This window comes from Psychrobacter sp. NPDC064578, from assembly GCF_044901245.1.
Lineage (GTDB): Bacteria > Pseudomonadota > Gammaproteobacteria > Pseudomonadales > Moraxellaceae > Psychrobacter > Psychrobacter cibarius_C.
The window spans coordinates 31,686-48,549 of the sequence record NZ_JBJDPI010000011.1; the positions used below are offsets into that span (position 1 = coordinate 31,686).

14 protein-coding genes are annotated in these 16,864 nt (G+C 43.4%); 10 read left to right on the forward strand and 4 right to left on the reverse strand.

Annotated elements, in window-relative coordinates:
• The first annotated feature begins 317 nt into the window (after positions 1-317).
• The 4 genes from ACI2JM_RS12510 (at position 318) to lspA (ending at position 6,567) form a co-directional block, all read left to right on the forward strand.
• Positions 318-1,955 carry a carbon-nitrogen hydrolase family protein gene (locus tag ACI2JM_RS12510; protein ID WP_045453728.1) on the forward strand — a complete coding sequence of 546 codons (1,638 nt, stop codon included), beginning with the start codon at positions 318-320 and terminating at the stop codon, positions 1,953-1,955.
• Between the two features lie 145 nt (positions 1,956-2,100).
• Positions 2,101-2,652, forward strand: coding sequence for a protein disulfide oxidoreductase (locus ACI2JM_RS12515; RefSeq protein WP_201555006.1), 552 nt, complete (start codon positions 2,101-2,103; stop codon positions 2,650-2,652).
• Between the two features lie 425 nt (positions 2,653-3,077).
• Positions 3,078-5,927: an isoleucine--tRNA ligase gene (ileS, locus tag ACI2JM_RS12520; protein ID WP_404644592.1), complete on the forward strand. Its 2,850-nt coding sequence runs from the start codon at positions 3,078-3,080 to the stop codon at positions 5,925-5,927.
• A complete protein-coding gene (gene lspA / locus ACI2JM_RS12525) occupies positions 5,920-6,567 on the forward strand; it encodes a signal peptidase II (protein ID WP_404644594.1) in 648 nt (215 codons plus the stop codon). Before ileS ends, lspA begins: the two co-directional genes overlap by 8 nt.
• A 160-nt stretch (positions 6,568-6,727) precedes the next feature.
• Here lspA and ACI2JM_RS12530 read toward each other — a convergent pair whose 3' ends face one another.
• Positions 6,728-7,339, reverse strand: coding sequence for a glutathione S-transferase family protein (locus tag ACI2JM_RS12530; protein ID WP_404644596.1), 612 nt, complete (start codon positions 7,337-7,339; stop codon positions 6,728-6,730).
• A gap of 216 nt (positions 7,340-7,555) precedes the next feature.
• The gene (locus tag ACI2JM_RS12535) at positions 7,556-8,227 is read right to left on the reverse strand and encodes a DUF1294 domain-containing protein (protein WP_404644598.1); all 672 of its coding nucleotides are present in this window, start codon (positions 8,225-8,227) and stop codon (positions 7,556-7,558) included.
• Positions 8,228-8,375: 148 nt separating this feature from the next.
• On the opposite strand from ACI2JM_RS12535, the gene ACI2JM_RS12540 reads away from it, so the two are divergent.
• Both ACI2JM_RS12540 and ACI2JM_RS12545 read left to right on the forward strand, forming a co-directional pair.
• Positions 8,376-8,873: a peptidylprolyl isomerase gene (locus ACI2JM_RS12540; protein ID WP_201615432.1), complete on the forward strand. Its 498-nt coding sequence runs from the start codon at positions 8,376-8,378 to the stop codon at positions 8,871-8,873.
• A gap of 50 nt (positions 8,874-8,923) precedes the next feature.
• The gene (locus ACI2JM_RS12545; protein ID WP_404644600.1) at positions 8,924-9,964 is read left to right on the forward strand and encodes an aldo/keto reductase; all 1,041 of its coding nucleotides are present in this window, start codon (positions 8,924-8,926) and stop codon (positions 9,962-9,964) included.
• Positions 9,965-10,134: 170 nt separating this feature from the next.
• Here the strand turns inward: ACI2JM_RS12545 and ACI2JM_RS12550 are convergent, their stop codons facing one another.
• Entirely contained in the window at positions 10,135-10,935 is an 801-nt protein-coding gene (locus tag ACI2JM_RS12550; protein ID WP_201539770.1) for a 1-acyl-sn-glycerol-3-phosphate acyltransferase, read from the reverse strand.
• Positions 10,936-11,258: 323 nt separating this feature from the next.
• Here ACI2JM_RS12550 and hflX point away from each other — a divergent pair, with 323 nt between their 5' ends.
• The 4 genes from hflX to ACI2JM_RS12570 all read left to right on the forward strand — a co-directional run bounded on the left by hflX (position 11,259) and on the right by ACI2JM_RS12570 (position 15,485).
• Positions 11,259-12,722, forward strand: coding sequence for a ribosome rescue GTPase HflX (hflX, locus tag ACI2JM_RS12555; RefSeq protein ID WP_404644602.1), 1,464 nt, complete (start codon positions 11,259-11,261; stop codon positions 12,720-12,722).
• 385 nt (positions 12,723-13,107) lie between these two features.
• On the forward strand, positions 13,108-13,542 hold the full coding sequence (locus tag ACI2JM_RS12560; protein ID WP_060490438.1) for a hypothetical protein: 435 nt from the start codon (positions 13,108-13,110) through the stop codon (positions 13,540-13,542).
• Between the two features lie 22 nt (positions 13,543-13,564).
• On the forward strand, positions 13,565-14,254 hold the full coding sequence (locus ACI2JM_RS12565; RefSeq protein WP_055125716.1) for an LrgB family protein: 690 nt from the start codon (positions 13,565-13,567) through the stop codon (positions 14,252-14,254).
• Positions 14,255-14,660: 406 nt separating this feature from the next.
• Positions 14,661-15,485, forward strand: a complete 825-nt coding sequence (locus ACI2JM_RS12570; protein WP_045443853.1) for a lytic transglycosylase domain-containing protein — start codon at positions 14,661-14,663, stop codon at positions 15,483-15,485.
• A gap of 211 nt (positions 15,486-15,696) precedes the next feature.
• On the opposite strand, the gene tsf is transcribed toward ACI2JM_RS12570, so the two are convergent.
• Positions 15,697-16,581: a translation elongation factor Ts gene (tsf, locus tag ACI2JM_RS12575; RefSeq protein WP_198329663.1), complete on the reverse strand. Its 885-nt coding sequence runs from the start codon at positions 16,579-16,581 to the stop codon at positions 15,697-15,699.
• Between the last annotated feature and the right edge of the window lie 283 nt (positions 16,582-16,864).

Genomic DNA, 16,864 nt, shown 5'->3' on the forward strand with positions numbered 1-16,864 from the left:
CCCCAACGACTGTTTGTGAACATTATGAAAAATTTTATAGTTATTTCAATTTATAGTCACTTTAATTTAAGTTTATAGCTACTTTAAAATGATATGAGGTTCAAAAAACACGCCAGTAACGCCAAAGCTGACAGAAGTTATAAGATAAATCATTTTCATAACTTATTGTAAATACAGTAATAATTGATTGTAACGATAATATTTTGTGATTGGAATATTTTTATCACTTTTTTTACACAAAAAATTGCTAACTGAATTGTGGCAACACATGCTATTTGATATCACTAAAATTAATAAAGATCCAAAACAGGAACATTATGAGCAAAATAGAAAAACTAGACGACTTTCATCTAACCATCGCTGAAATCAAGAAAAAAGACTATCCACAATTAAAAGCATTAATGGATCGTGTCTATGTCAACTTGGGCGGTGCATGGTCAAAGAACACTATTAATACCTTAATCGATGCCTTCCCTGAAGGTCAGATCGCTTTATTTGATCATGATCAATTGATTGGTATCGTGTTATCTATGCGTGTTGATTATGCCACGTTTTCTAACCCACATACCTACGACGACTTGATTGGTCATAAAGAGATTATCAGAGACAACCCTGAAGGCGATGCTATTTACGGTTTAGATGCGCTGATCGACCCTGAATACCGTGGTTATCGCCTAGGACGTCGATTATACGATGCCCGTAAAGAGCTGTGTCGCCAGTTAAACTTCCGAGCTATTTTGGCTGGTGGTCGTATCCCGAACTATCATAACCATCAAGATCTCACACCTGGCGAATATATTGAAGCCGTCGCGGCTCGTGAAATTCATGATTCTGCATTGTCTTTCCAACTCTCAAATGGCTTTATCGTCAAGCGTATCTTAACGGCTTATCTGCCTGATGATAAACAATCTAAAGGTTTTGCTACTCTACTTGAGTGGGCAAATATTTATTACGAGCCGCAGGACTATAAGCCAAACACTCGTAAGTCTGAGGTGCGTATTGGTGGCATCCAATGGCAAATGCGTGAAGTCGAGTCACCTGAAGAGCTGCTGCAGCAAGTCGAATTCTTTGTCGATATTATGGCTGATTACAATTCTGACTTTGCTTGTTTACCAGAGTTCTTTAACGCACCATTAATGGGTCTGTGTGAATCGACGGATCAAAACGTCGCTATTCGATTTTTAGCCGGTTATACCGAATGGTTTAAAAATGAGATATCGCATTTAGCGGTCAGCTACAACGTCAACGTCATTACAGGCTCGATGCCGTACTTGGACGAGGACGATACGTTATATAATGTCAGTTACTTGTGCCGCCGCGATGGTACGGTCGAAGAGCAGCGCAAAATCCATATTACCCCGCATGAGCGTAGCGCTTGGGTCATCGAAGGCGGTGACGAGGTTAAGGTGTTTGATACCGATGCCGGTCGTATTGGTATTTTGGTCTGTTATGACGTTGAATTCCCTGAGCTTGCCCGCCTCATGGCACTTGATGACATGGATATCTTGTTCGTCCCATTTTGGACAGATACGCAAAACGGCTATCTACGCGTGCGCCACTGCGCCCAAGCACGTGCGATTGAAAACGAATGCTATGTGATGATTTGTGGTTCGGTTGGTAACTTACCACAGGTTGAAAGTCTCGATATTCAATATGCGCAGTCTTCTATCTTCTCGCCATCAGATTTTGCTTTCCCGCATGATGCGATTATGGCAGAAACCACTGCCAACACTGAGATGGTATTTTTCTCAGATGTGAACTTAGACAAGCTTATTCATGTCCGTAACGAAGGTTCGGTACATAATCTGCTTGATCGCCGTGATGACTTGTATAGTTTGAAATGGAAGAGAAAATCTAAAGTATCAGCCAGTAAGCTAAGCGATGATGAGCGCCTCGAAAACTCTGGTAGTGTCCTGCTCGGTGATCCATTACAAAACCGTGCGCAAAAACCTTAATCAGTCACTTTAAAATACCAACACTGAACACGGTTTAATAAAATTTATGAATAATACGGCTGACATTTCAGCCGTTTATTTTTATCTATCAACAACCACTTATCAAAGCCATTTATACAAAACCTATAGCAAAAAAGCAGCCATTATGACGACTGATACTGAAAAATCCATTAAAAAGCCAAAGAAAACGCCCAAGCAAAAGGGGTTGTCTATCGCTAAAAATCTCCTCATATATGGCTTGGTATTTGCTGTTATTTATACCGCTATTAATTGGTGGCGACAACCTATCATGCCCGCCAACCCGCAATTGCAACTGACCGATTATCAAGGGCAAGTCGTTGACTTAGCGGCGCTGAGCAATGAACAACCAACGCTGGTGTATTTTTGGGGCACGTGGTGTCCCATTTGTAGTATCACCTCGCCGACCATAGACAAACTTGCCGCCGCAAATGATTATCCAGTCGTTACGATTGCCATTAAATCAGGTACTGACCAAGAGCTGAATCGCTACCTTAATGAAAACAGCTATCGCTTTACGACGATAAATGATCAAGAAGGCAGCATCTTCGCTGATTGGCAAGGACAAGTGACGCCTTCGTATGTCATATTAAAGAATGGCGAGATGACTCAAGGGTTGACGGGCATTCAACCCTTATGGTCGCTGAAATTGCGCTTATGGTTATCATCAGTTTTTTAATGCTTAACCTGCTGTTTAGAGTCCAATTATTTAGAGTTCAGTCGGTAGACAATGGCACTTGCCATCCGTATGATTCAATAGGTGATGCATCACTCATATAAATAATTGGTTTTGGCTAAAATAAGGACAATACTGACCAGCTCTTTTTACCCTAGCCTTTTTGTCATATAATAGCTGCCAATCTCATTGCCTCTTTTTAGTTTATTGCTATCACGGTATTTTATTATCCATAAGCATATTTTATGTTGCATTCGTCTCGATAGCATTTATTATTGACGTGAGCATATTTATGACGTTGATGCACAGCGATATATTATAAGTGAGAAAGCGATCATCAACGGTTAAGCAGCCAGCTAAGCATTACCCTAAATGTCACATCTGACTATACATCGATTTTTAATCCATTTTCTAAAAAGACACCTTCTATGACTGATAAAAGTACTGATACGCCAAGCCAGGATTATAAAGACACGCTAAACCTTGCCGATACGCCATTTGCGATGCGTGCAAACCTTGCCAAGCGCGAGCCAGATTGGCTTGCTGCTTGGGAAGCGGATGATGTGTACGGCAAAATTCGTCAGGCACGTGCTGGGGCGACCAAATACATTTTGCACGATGGCCCTCCGTACGCCAACGGTCAGATTCACTTGGGTCACGCGGTTAATAAAGTACTCAAAGACATTATCGTGAAGTCAAAAACGCTATCCGGTTTTGACGCGCCTTATGTCCCCGGTTGGGACTGTCATGGTTTGCCTATCGAGCAAAAGGTCGAAGCCAAAGTCGGCAAAGTCGGTCAAAAAGTATCGGCGACTGAGTTCCGCGGTCTATGCCGTGAATATGCGAACACCCAGATTGAATTGCAAAAGGCAGATTTTAAGCGTCTAGGCGTATTTGGCGATTGGGACAACCCTTATCTAACGATGAACTTCCACCAAGAAGCTAACATCGTACGCGCCCTTGCCAAAATTTATGACAATGGTCATGTCACTCGCGGTATGAAGCCAGTCAACTGGTGCTTGGACTGTAGCTCTGCGCTGGCTGAGGCCGAAGTTGAATACCAAGATAAAGTGTCTGATGCTATCTATGTGAGCTTTGATGTTTTGGATACCGATAAGGTTGCGGCGTTGGCTGACGTAGCGGGTAATATCGCCGCTGTTATTTGGACGACGACCCCTTGGACGCTACCTGCTAACCAAGCCATCTCTGTACATCCTGAACACAACTATAGTGTGGTGGCGACTGAAAAAGGTAATTTGCTACTAGCCGCGGATTTGGTTGAAACAGCATTAACGGAACTCAAACTTAGCAATCAAGGCGTGCTAGCGACCGTATCTGGGCGCGAGCTTGAAGGCTTACGTGCCCAGCATCCACTGATTGCAGACCGTCAAGTGCCATTAATCCTAGGCGATCACGTAACCACAGATAGTGGTACTGGCCTCGTGCACACGGCACCCGGTCACGGTCTTGACGATTATATCGTCGGTCTTAAATATAACTTACCTGTTGAAAACCCAGTCAGTGGTACGGGCGTCTACCTAGACAGCGCAGCAGTATTTGCAGGCGAGCACATCTACAAAGCCAATCCAAAAATCATCGCTGCACTGCATGATAATGGACATCTAATCAGTCATACCAAGATTGAGCACAGCTATCCACATTGCTGGCGTCATAAGTCACCGATTATTTTCCGCGCAACGCCGCAGTGGTTCATCAGTATGGAAGCCAAAGGTTTGCGTGAGCGCGCGCTTGCAGATATTCCAGCAGTAAGCTGGACACCAGCATGGGGACAAAACCGTATCGAAGCCATGATGACGGGTCGACCAGATTGGTGTATCTCACGTCAGCGTACATGGGGCGTGCCGATTACTTTCTTTACCCATAAAGAAACAGGCGAGCTGCATCCAAACACGCTTGAGCTGATGGAAGTCGCGGCACAAAAAATCGATGCGGGCGGTGTGGAAGCTTGGTTTGATGCCAGCTGTGAAGACTTCTTAGGCAACGAGGCTGCTGACTATGATAAAGCAACCGACACCTTAGACGTTTGGTTTGATTCTGGCACGACGCATTTCGCGGTACTTGAACAACGCGATGAATTGACCAATCCTGCGGATATGTATTTAGAAGGTTCAGATCAGCATCGCGGTTGGTTCCAGACTTCATTATTGACCTCAGAAGCCATGTACGGTCGCCCACCATTTAAGCAAGTACTGACGCATGGTTTTGTGGTTGATGAAAACGGTCGCAAGATGAGTAAGTCACTGGGTAATATCATCACGCCGCAGGAAGAGATCAATAAAACAGGCGCGGACATGCTGCGTTTGTGGATTGCATCAAGCGACTATCGTTATGAGATGAGCGCAGGTAAAACGGTATTTAAAGGCGCAATCGATATGTATCGCCGTATCCGTAATACCCTGCGTTTCTTACTTGCCAATACCGACGACTTTGATCCAGCGACCAACAGCGTCGATATTAATGAGCTGGTTAGCCTTGATAAATTCATCATTGAGCGTGCGCAAACCGTGCAAGCACAAATCATCAGTGCTTATGATGCGATGGATTTTCACCAAGTCACCCAGCATATTACTGCGTTCTGTTCGCAAGATTTGGGTAGCTTCTATTTAGATATTATCAAAGATCGTCAGTATACGACTCAGACTGATGGACAGCCACGACGCTCTGCGCAAACGGCGATTTACCATATCGTTCAGGCACTCATTCGCTGGATTACGCCTATTTTGTCATTCACCGCACAAGAAGCGTGGGAAGTATTGCATGGCGCTGACAGTTATGTATTTACTGAAGAATGGTATAAATTTCCAGAATTTGAGCTAAGCGCGATCAGCAATGATGACTGGCAGCGCATTATGCTAGCCAAAGATATGGTGAACAAACATATCGAAACCGCACGTGGTGAAAAAATCATCAATGCTAACTTGTCTGCCGATGTCAATCTTTATGCCGATGGAGCAATGCATGAAAGCTTGGCCAAGCTGGGTGAGGAACTGCGCTTTGTACTAATCACTAGTAGCGCAACTTTGAAACCAATGAGCGACGCTCCTGCTGCAACTAATGATAATATTACAGAGCAAACAGATAGCAATGCTGATGAAGCTATCGATTTAGTGGTCAACGTGAGCGCCGCAACTGGAACCAAGTGCGTACGCTGCTGGCATATCCGTGATGATATCGGTACGGATAGTGCACATCCAGAATTATGCGCGCGCTGCGTGACTAACGTCAGCGGTGATGGCGAGGTGCGCCACTATGCCTAACCATACGCCTAACTCAACAGAATCATCAGACAACAAGCCGCCATATAGTGAAGTCGATAAATCACCTGAACCAGCTCATGCAACCACAGGCAGCTCAACGACACCAAAAAGTCGTTTGACGAAGACACCAAAAATGATTGCGAATGGCCGTCGTGCGTTTACGTGGTATCTTCTATCGTTGGTCGTTCTAATCATCGATCAATGGACGAAATGGCTGGCTGAAACTAAGCTGACTTTTCATGAGCCAGTGCCTGTGATTGAGCCTTTTCTGAATTGGACATTGGCATACAACTATGGCGCGGCATTTAGCTTTTTGGCAGATGCTGGTGGTTGGCAAAAGTGGTTTTTTTCGGGATTGGCGTTATTGATGTCGCTATTTTTAATTGGCTACCTGATAAAAGCCCCGCGCCAAGCCAAGCTACTATCGACAGGTCTAGCGCTAGTGCTCGGCGGTGCGGTTGGCAATCTCATTGACCGCTTGCTACATGGTCACGTCATCGACTTCATCCATGTACACAACGCTGATGTCTGGCATTACCCTATCTTTAATATTGCGGATATGGGCATTAGTATCGGTGTGGCGTTGATTGTCATTGACATGCTATTTTTAGAAAAAAAGCGTGAAATGCCGCGGTCATAATTTTAAATCGCATTAATACAGTTAGATTTATAAATAAAAAAGGTGGGTTACGCAGTCGTAACCCACCTTTTTTATTCATCATTTTTTCTGATAAAGGCTATTAGTTAGCATAGAGTATTGCGCCTATACGCCACTCTCAACAGCTTACAGTCATGATTAATTATCTCTTAGGAAATCTCTCACGCTTCGATAGTTTTTTAAGATAATCCTGAACCTGCTCAGGCAACTCAACGCCCAGCATCTTTAACCATGAAAACAAATGCTGATAATAAATGTCTGCCAGCGTAAAGCTATCCCCCGCTATATACTCCTGCTCATCTACCCAAGCATAAGCAATCGGTAGGGCTTTTTGGATACACTTCATGCAGTTGTTAGCGGTGCCCTCAGGCCAGTTTTCATAATTGTCTAATACCTTGATTTTGGTGAGTATCCATAGATAACTCTCAATCTCGATCATACCAAATGAAATCACTTGGCGAAGTGTATAGTTTTTCTCAGCGAAGTTCTTATCTGCTTTATTTGGTGTCAAAGGTTTGTCAGGGTGTAACTCATTGAGATATTCAATAATAGCCAACGACTCAGTAAAGTGTTTGCCTTCATGTGTGATGGTAGGGATTTTACCAAAGGGGTTAACGGCTAAAAACTCAGGACTTCGCTGCTCCCCTTTTTTACCATCTATTTCTTTGGTCTCATATTCTAAGCCCAGCTCCTGTAATGCCCAAATGACCGTTTCAGCGCGACTTGGATGGCTATATTTGTATAAAGTAATCACTTACGTTCGCCTTTTATTATTAATGAAATCCATTTAAGGTTTATTCTGAAAAATCGTGCTCATTGCGTACGATTCGTCATACTCGCACAAAATACCAATGCGCGGCAACCAGCCACTCAAGATATAAAACTTTGATGTTTCATCAGCTGTTTATTTTAGACTTAAGCATTAAATATCAAAACTACACCGCTCACTATGATAAATAAACCAGTGCTTTTATACCAAAGAATCAAGTAATCCTTGCAAAAATGCTAAGCCTCCCCCTGTTAATATAAACAATAACCCCGCCATATTGATGAGAACAGTCAAATAATACGCCACTCGAAATTCAGGCTTTTGCGACTTGTGGCGTAGATACGTCTGCGCAACCATCGCGCCCACCCAACCGCCCAGCGCACTTAGCAGATGCAAGGTTGATTCAGGTGTGCGCCAATCATTATTCTGAGCAGCGGCTTTGTCCTTGGCATACATCATATAAGTAATGAGACCCAAGGCCACATACCAACCCACAACCAGCCAGCTGAGCTTGTTCATGGCGGCCAACAAGATTAATACGCCATAAAAGCCCACACCAAGGAACAAACGTTTCTTTTGTCCCGCTTCAAAGTCTGCTTGCATGCTACGTTTGTGATTACGCTGACGGATTTTCTGATTCTTTTGTGACATTTTTTGCTGCACAAAGCTAAGTTCTTGTACATCTTTTGCTTGCATACGCCCTTGATTGTCTTGCCCAAATGTAAAAACAACGGGCTCACCGACCTCAGGGCGACGACGCGCTTTAAACTCATTGATATGAAAGAATATTGAATCACCATTCTGTGTTTCGATAAAACCAAAGCCTTTGTCGTCTTGCCACTTTTTAATGTGACCTTGTTGTTTATTTACCATAAAAACCCCTGCCTACTCTTAGAATTGCCAAATATATTACACTATTTGCGTTACACTATTTACGCTTACATACTCTCCAAGATGGCTTATCATTTCTTATATTATTTGCCAAACCAATTCCTAATCCCGTAATAAATGGCTGTTGACTATGACCGACTCACAATTTATCAATCCCAATGAAGACACCCGTATCACTTTTGGCAGCCTTGTAAAGCTGCACTTTGAAGTATCACTAGAGAACGGTACGATGATTGATTCTACTTTTAGCCGTGATGCGCCTGTGACGCTCACCATTGGTGATGAAAGTTTGTTACCTGGCTTTGAGCAGGTATTAATGAACCTGCGCGCAGGTGACACGCGCTCTGCCCACCTTGAGCCGGAGCAGGCATTTGGCGATTGGAATCCTGACAACATCCAACATTTCAGCCGTACTCAGTTTGCGTTAATCGCTGATAATCCAGAAATCGGCATGATGGTAGAGTTCGAAGACAAAGGCAAAAACACGCTGCCGGGTACGATTAGTGCACTCGATGACGATCAAGTCGAAGTGGATTTTAACCATCCCCTTGCCGGACAATCCCTGTTATTTAAAGTAAAAATCTTTAAAGTTACCCCGCCTGGTGTCACTGGCATAAAGCTCATGTAATTGCTTACAAAACTGTCAGCTATAAAAATACATTTACAAAGGACATTCATATGCAATATCAAATGTTGCCACAACTCAATGAAAAAGTTTCTAAGATTTGTTTAGGCACGATGACATGGGGACAGCAAAATACCGAGATCCAAGCACATGAACAAATGGACATGGCGCTAAGCGAAGGGGTGAATTTTTGGGACACGGCGGAAATGTATCCATCGCCGCCAGATAAGGACAAGCAAGGCGATACTGAACGCTTCATGGGTACATGGTTTAATAAAACCAAACAGCGCGATAAAGTTATCCTTGCTAGCAAAATATCGCCGATGGATTTTTTGCGTGATGGGCAAACGCGTTTTAATGCCGAACATATTAGCAGCGCCATCGATGGTAATCTTCAGCGTTTGCAGACCGATTATATTGATATTTACCAGCTCCATTGGCCTGAACGCCAAGCGAATTTTTTTAGTCAGCTTGGCTATACCGAAGAGATGGCATCGCAACCACTAGATGATTTGACGCCATTTCTAGAGACCATTCAAGCGTTAAATGATGAGATTAAAAAAGGGCGTATTCGCGCTTATGGACTATCGAACGACACGGCTTGGGGACTGATGCGCTATCTATGGGAGGCGGATAAAAATGGTTTGATCGCCCCTATCACGGTGCAAAATCCGTATAGTTTGCTAAATCGCTTATATGAAGTCGCTATGGCCGAGATTACGCACCGTGAGAATGTGGGTCTATTGGCTTATTCACCGCTTGGCTTTGGTGTCTTATCTGGTAAATATCTCGATGGCAAACGTCCAGCGGGTGCGCGTCTGACGATGTATGATCGCTTTGCGCGCTATACCAATGAACAAGCGCTATCAGCCACTGCTCAATACGCCAAAATAGCAGAAGATGCAGGTTTAGATATGGCACAGATGGCACTAGCTTTTGTTAACTCACGCTCATTTGTTACCAGTAATATTATTGGCGCTACTACGATCGAGCAGCTAAAATCCAATATCGATAGTATCCATTTAACCTTAAGCTCAGAAGTATTAGAAGCGATTGAAGCGGTGCATACACAGCATCCCAATCCATCACCCTAATTTTAGCTTGATGTGACACTATAGTCTGATGCCAACCAGACTTTAGCGCATTGAGGCTGCTGTATTTTTAATCGACAAAAAAAGGCGCAAATCGCAGTCATAAACTGAGCGATTTGCGCCTTTTTTATTAGAGCGTGTTGAATATTCGCAACTATTAAGCTGTCACCGCTTTATATTTTAGCGACTTTCGTTAAGACTCGCGAATGTAGTTCAGCCAAACCTTCTTGCATACGGGCTTGTAACAAATCCGTCAACTCACTTTTGCTCAGCCCTTTGGGATCTATTGGCTCAAGTGGCAATACGTAGGCGGTCACATCTTTCGTATCGAGTACCTTTTTTATGCTCTCTTTCATCGTAAGCTTGCCATAGTAAGGCAACTCTTCACTTAACGTGCCGTCTTTATTCACATAAGCAATTACCAGCGGGCGTACGGGCACGTCAGCATCTATCGCTGCTTGTAGCAAAGTACCATGGATACGCTTGATTTTCTTACCATCAGTGGTGGTCGCCTCAGGGAAGAATATGACCGAGAAACCTTTGGTCAAAAAACTGGCAATTTGGGCGGCGACCGACCCTGCATCACCGGAACCACGCTCAATAAATACCGTGCCTGCTGCATGAGCCAGCTTACCAAATACAGGCCATTCACCGATTTCAGCTTTGGATAAGAAAAAAGCAGGACTCAGTGTCCCCACCACAGGGATATCCATCCATGACACATGATTGGATACCCATAATCCGTGGTGCTGCTCTACCCGCTCGACTGCCACAACCTTGACGCCAAAAGAGCCTGCCATTTTGCGGCAAAAGGCTTGAATATAGCGCGGCAATTTTTCGCGTGGTGGCTGCTTAAATGCGCCAATACGTTGGGCGGCGCGCAATCCACCAGCGATAGTGGTGGTCATGCCAGCAATTTGTTTGCCGCGCCCCAACTGTTGTCTGAGTGAGAAGCCTGACTTAGATTGGCTCATCTGTGTCCCTCGTGGTTAAAAACTTATGATTATATATCGTAAACAAGCGCCATGAGTATAACAAAATTTATTCAGTCAGTGACGATTTGTTCACTGAGTTGCTGTTTATTCACTGAGTTGCTGTTTATTCAACCAGTTCTACTGCGTTCACTGATTTGCCTATGGCTTTCATTTACGCTGTAACATAAAACCATCGTTAATTGTGCTAGAACGCTTTAATATTAACTGATGAGACCACATATATATGGTCATATGAACGCTATATCGACGTTTACTGAATGGATAATAGCGATATATTTACTTTATTAAATAGGTGATACTCTTTGGATTATTTTGAAAGACACGAAGGTGGCGAGCGCGCCATTATAGTACATTTAGACATCCGTCAAATTCAAGATCCTGATGATCTAGGTGAATTTGAGCTGTTAGCAGACTCAGCAGGGGCTGATCGTTTGGCTTTAGTCACAGGCTCACGCCAAAGACCCGACGCCAGATACTTCGTTGGTAGCGGTAAAGCAGAAGAAATAGCAGAATTGGTACGCGAACATGATGCGGACATCGTCTTATTTAACCATAGCTTATCGCCATCACAAGAGCGTAATATTGAAGCCTTGGTAAAATGTCGCGTACTGGATCGTACGGGTTTGATATTGGATATTTTCGCGCAGCGTGCCCGTACTTATGAAGGCAAGCTACAAGTAGAGCTGGCGCAGCTCAACCATTTATCGACGCGTTTGGTACGAGGTTGGACGCATTTGGAGCGTCAAAAAGGCGGTATTGGTCTACGTGGACCCGGTGAAACCCAGCTTGAGACCGATCGTCGCTTGCTACAAGTGCGCGTGAATCAGCTTAAAAGCAGAATCGAGAAAGTCAGACAGACACGTGCGCAAGGTCGAGCCCGCCGCCAAAAATCAGATGTGCCGACGATTTCGCTTGTCGGTTATACCAACGCTGGTAAATCGACACTATTTAACCGCTTGGTCGACGAGAATATCTATGCAGCGGATAAACTATTTGCCACGCTTGATCCTACTCTACGCCGTTTAGACTGGCAGGGTGTTGGTCGTGTTGTTTTAGTCGATACGGTAGGTTTTGTCCGTCATCTGCCGCATGAGTTGGTCGAATCCTTTCATGCGACATTAGAAGAAACCTTGGAAGCAGATTTATTGCTACACGTTATCGATTCTTCTAGTGAAGATATGCATGAGCAAATTCAGGCGGTTAAAGACGTATTAGCAGAGATTGACAATGATGTACCAGTGCTCAATGTCTACAACAAAATTGATTTGACAGATGAGCCTGCACATATTGGTTATGCTAGCGAAGGACAACCCAATCGTGTCTATGTTTCTTCTAGAGAAAATCTCGGTATGGAAGCGTTGTCGTTAGCCGTCCAGCAGTTACTGACTGGTACACTCACCACCTTTGAGTTGACCTTACCTTATCATGCAGGTCAGTTAAAAAACGCCTTATATGAGCTGGGTGTTATTCGGGAAGAGAGCTACGATGACAGTGGTCATGAGTGTTTAACGATTCGCTTGCCAAGCGATACGCTAAGACAGCTACTGGGTCAGGCCAATTTAGAACCTTTAGATGTATTGCCATTAGCACAAGCCACATTATTGATGCCAGTACTTGAAGACTTCGAAAAGCCTGATGAGGTTGAAGAGCCGACGATGACCGAGGCAGAAGAAAAAGCGTTTGATGAGTTTGATGCGCTGAATTCTGAAGCCGCTAAGTCAGAGGAATTAGCAGTAGAAGTGGAAATTCCTGACTTAAAGATATAAATGACTGAATCTGTAAAATAGCTTTATAAAAGACAAAAGGATGATATCCATTGATATCATCCTTTTTTTTGCACATAGCATTAAACTTTATAGGTTACCCGATCACGAAAACGCGCTACCATAGTAGATGTCGTTTAAAGTGAGCACAAGGTAGCCTGGCGCAAATGATACATTCATTATATTAAGCGAGCTTAACGCTGTTGCTATTTATAATCGCACTGACGATATGCTATAAGCTTTATTAGTTTGCCTACTCTCTATATAATCATCGGCTATAGGTTCAACCAATATTCATATCATTGATAGATAGAACACACTTATTAGAGTGTGGTTACCTATTTTGTTGCTACTATCCTATCTCTTTCTAAATCGGCCAGTATTTCTTATGAAATCTACTCACTCCGCCCATTTGCCGCTATGGCTTGCCTTAGTCCTGACACTCACGATGGTCATCGTGGTTCGTGAATCAGCCGTTATCATCTGTCAATTAGTAGGAATAGAAAAGGCTGCCAACATCGTTGGATTGGTCGCCATGTTCTTTATTTTGATGGCATGGCGACTACTTAAAGGGCTGCCCAGTTGGCTCACCCAAGCCAGTAATACTTTATTGGTGGATAGCGGTTTTGCTTTTTTGCCCGTGTCTGCAGGTGCAGGTTTACTGCTATTCGCTTTAGGTGATGAGCTTTGGGGCGTTATGCTGACGATGATTATTAGCACACTCATACCGCTTTGGGGACTTGCGATACTTGCCAACCGTTCGCTCAATCACGATGTTAGCATCGATAGCACCACCGTTGAAGAGCACAAAGGACAGCTATGAGCTGCATGAACAAGGAAATGCAATGACTTTTGATAACGTGTTTGTGGCAACCTTTGCGGCGATATTATTAACGCTAATCGCCCATGTGACTGCTCGTGTACTGGCACGTAAGCTCTCATGGCTGCCGATGGTGATTACGGCGTTGGCGCTTGTTCTCTTATTTCTGTTTATCCTACAATGGGATTACAACGATTATTACGATGTTGCCAAGCCTGTATTTGATCACTTATTGGGATATGTCACCGTACTGTTGGCAGTACCATTAGCAGCAATGAATTTTAAAGGTCTGCCAGTCAAAAAGCTTACTCTCATAGTTATCCTTGCAAGTGTGGTTGGTGCATTGCTACCGATGTCATTGGCTTATTTATTTTCATTAAGTCACGACACCATACTCGCTTTTGCAACGCGTTCAGTGACCACACCCATCGGTCTGAGTGTCGCAGATTTAATCAAAGCACCACTTGCCATGGCGAACTTAATTATTATTGTCTCTGGGCTTATCGGTGGTACTTTGGCGCGCTTTTTATTTCGCGGTATCGATGATGACCGTGCCAAGGGCTTAGCACTTGGATTGGCAGCACATGCTTTTGGTACCGTCGAAGCATGGCAAATTAGCCACACTGCTGGGCGTTATGCGGCATTTGGATTGGCAGTAAACGGGCTGGTCACCGCCGTTTGGGTGCCTATTTTTATTAGTGCACTTTCTATATAACCCTGTTCACAGCACTTCCCAGTGCTCCAAACAGCTTTTATTTCTCATGATCCATTCATTGCCACAGCCAGAATATTCACGTACCACACACGCCTAAAAATAATAAAGCCGATACTCAATCAACGTACTCAAAAACGGTAGTGTGTTGATTTTTTTACAAATTAAAAATGACTTTTATACTTTGTACTGATAATCGTATGCGTCGAAAAGTTATTATATGTTATAGTAAGCAACTATTATTTTTTGTATCCAATGCGAGTGGTTTCTAGTTAGACGTGATTTTTGCTAGGGTGCTATATCGTTTACAGCGATAAAATCCTACCAGCACGATAACCGCTTAAATGCGCAGAACGACGCGCCTATAGTCAAAGCAATTTGCTATTACTCGATGAAAAGTGATAACCCTATGATAAATGTTACAACCTTAGTGACTCGCTGCTTGTCTCCTGTTTTATTGACCGCTGTCGCCTTGTCCAGCCTATCTCTATCTGTTGCTGCTCAAGCAGGTAATATGTATATTTACAAAGACAAAGGCGGACAAGTCTTACTCACTAACGTCAATCCAAGTGGTAATTTTGACAAATTCACCAAAAAGGTAAAAGTCACTTACTACAAAGATTCTAAAATGTATGACGGTAGTAGTGACAATAGCAGCAGTAATTACGGTAGTAGCTCTGCCAGCAGTAGTGGAAGCCGCAACTCATACGACAGTTATATCCGCGCCTCAGCTCAGCGTCATGGCGTAGATCCTGGGCTTATAAAAGCAATGATGCATAGCGAATCCGCATTTAACCCAAATGCACGCTCACCTGTTGGCGCACAAGGTTTGATGCAGCTGATGCCTGCGACTGCGCGACGCTTCAAAGTCAGCAATCCTTGGAATCCTGCAGATAATATCGAAGGCTCTGCTAAATATATTGCATGGTTGATGAAGCGGTTTAATAACAACGTAGAATTTGCGGTTGCGGGCTATAATGCGGGTGAAGGTAACGTTGATAAATATAACGGCATCCCGCCTTTTAAGGAAACCCGTAACTATGTCAAAAATGTCATGAGCCGTTACCATAGCTTGTATAAAAACGATTCAGGGCTATCAGGCAGTACCATGAACGCTAGTAATCAAATCGCCAATCCTAGTCTCAGTAGCGGCTTACAAAACGTCAGCTATGGTACCAGCAGTAATAGCAATAGTGCCAGCTATGCCAACTCAGCATATGATGCGCTACGCTAAGATGAAGACTACATGAACCGTTGAATCCAAACGTAAAAAAGCCCGTTAATATAATTAACGGGCTTTTTTGTGCTAAGAGGCTTTATCTATTCACTCATAATCTATCTTGTCATATTTTTTGAGTTCGATACAAGATTAATAATAAAGCTGATCGGTGAGTACCAGACCAAAAAGCTTAGCACTCACCTTTCTTCTTAGCAAAATTTAAAAATTACTTGTTAGCCAGTGCTTGTGTCGCAGCAACTTCAGCAGCGAAATCTTCTTGCTTTTTCTCGATGCCTTCACCAACTTCTAGACGTTTGAAAGCAAGTACTTTTACGCCTTCAGCTTTTAATACATCACCAACTTTCTTCTCGTTGTCCATAACATATGGCTGACGTAATAAAGTCACTTCTTCTAGATACTTACGTAGGCCACCTTCGATCATTTTTTCAACGATGTTATCAGGCTTGCCAGACTCACGAGCTTTTGCTTCGATGATGTCTTTTTCGCGTGCTAATAAATCAGCATCTACACTTTCGTCATCAACCGCAACTGGGTTAAACGCAGCGATATGCATGGCAAGGTTTTTGCCAGTCTCTGCGTTGCCGCCTTCAAAAGATACCACAACACCGATACGTAAACCATGACGGTATGAAGCAAGGTTGCTACCTTCTAATACTTCAACGCGGCGTACTTGGATGTTTTCGCCGATTTTTTGTACCAAAGATACACGAGCTTCTTCAACAGTCTGACCATTGCCATATGGCAATTCAGCGATAGCAGCTACGTCAGTCACATTGTTTTCTAATGCAATGTTCGCTACTGCTTCTGCAAATGCCGTAAAGTTTTCGTCTTTTGCAACGAAGTCAGTTTGGCAGTTTACTTCTAACAAGAATGCTTTGTTGTCGCCTTGAGCGATGATGATAGCGCCATCAGCTGCGATGTTACCCGCTTTTTTAGCGGCTTTGGCTTGACCAGATTTACGTAGGTTATCAATGGCAGTTTCTACATCGCCGTTTGACTCTTCTAACGCTTTTTTACATTCCATCATGCCAAGACCAGTACGGTCACGCAATTCTTTTACCATTTTGGCAGATACTTTTACTTCTGACATAAGAGTTACCTTTTATTATGTATGGGAGTGCTTAATTTCTATGAGATATATCTTTGCTATCTATTGGTACTATATCGCTCTTATAGTAATGGAAGCACTCATGGTTGATCGTGATAACAGACATCATTGTAATGACAGATATTGTGCATCACGAGGGCAACTATAAGCGATAATACTCGCTTATTAACGAGTGTTCCATCAACAATAAGGCATGACGAGTAAAACTACATCATGCCTATTGTGAGCTTATACGTGTGAGCTTATACGCTGTTAATAACGTTAT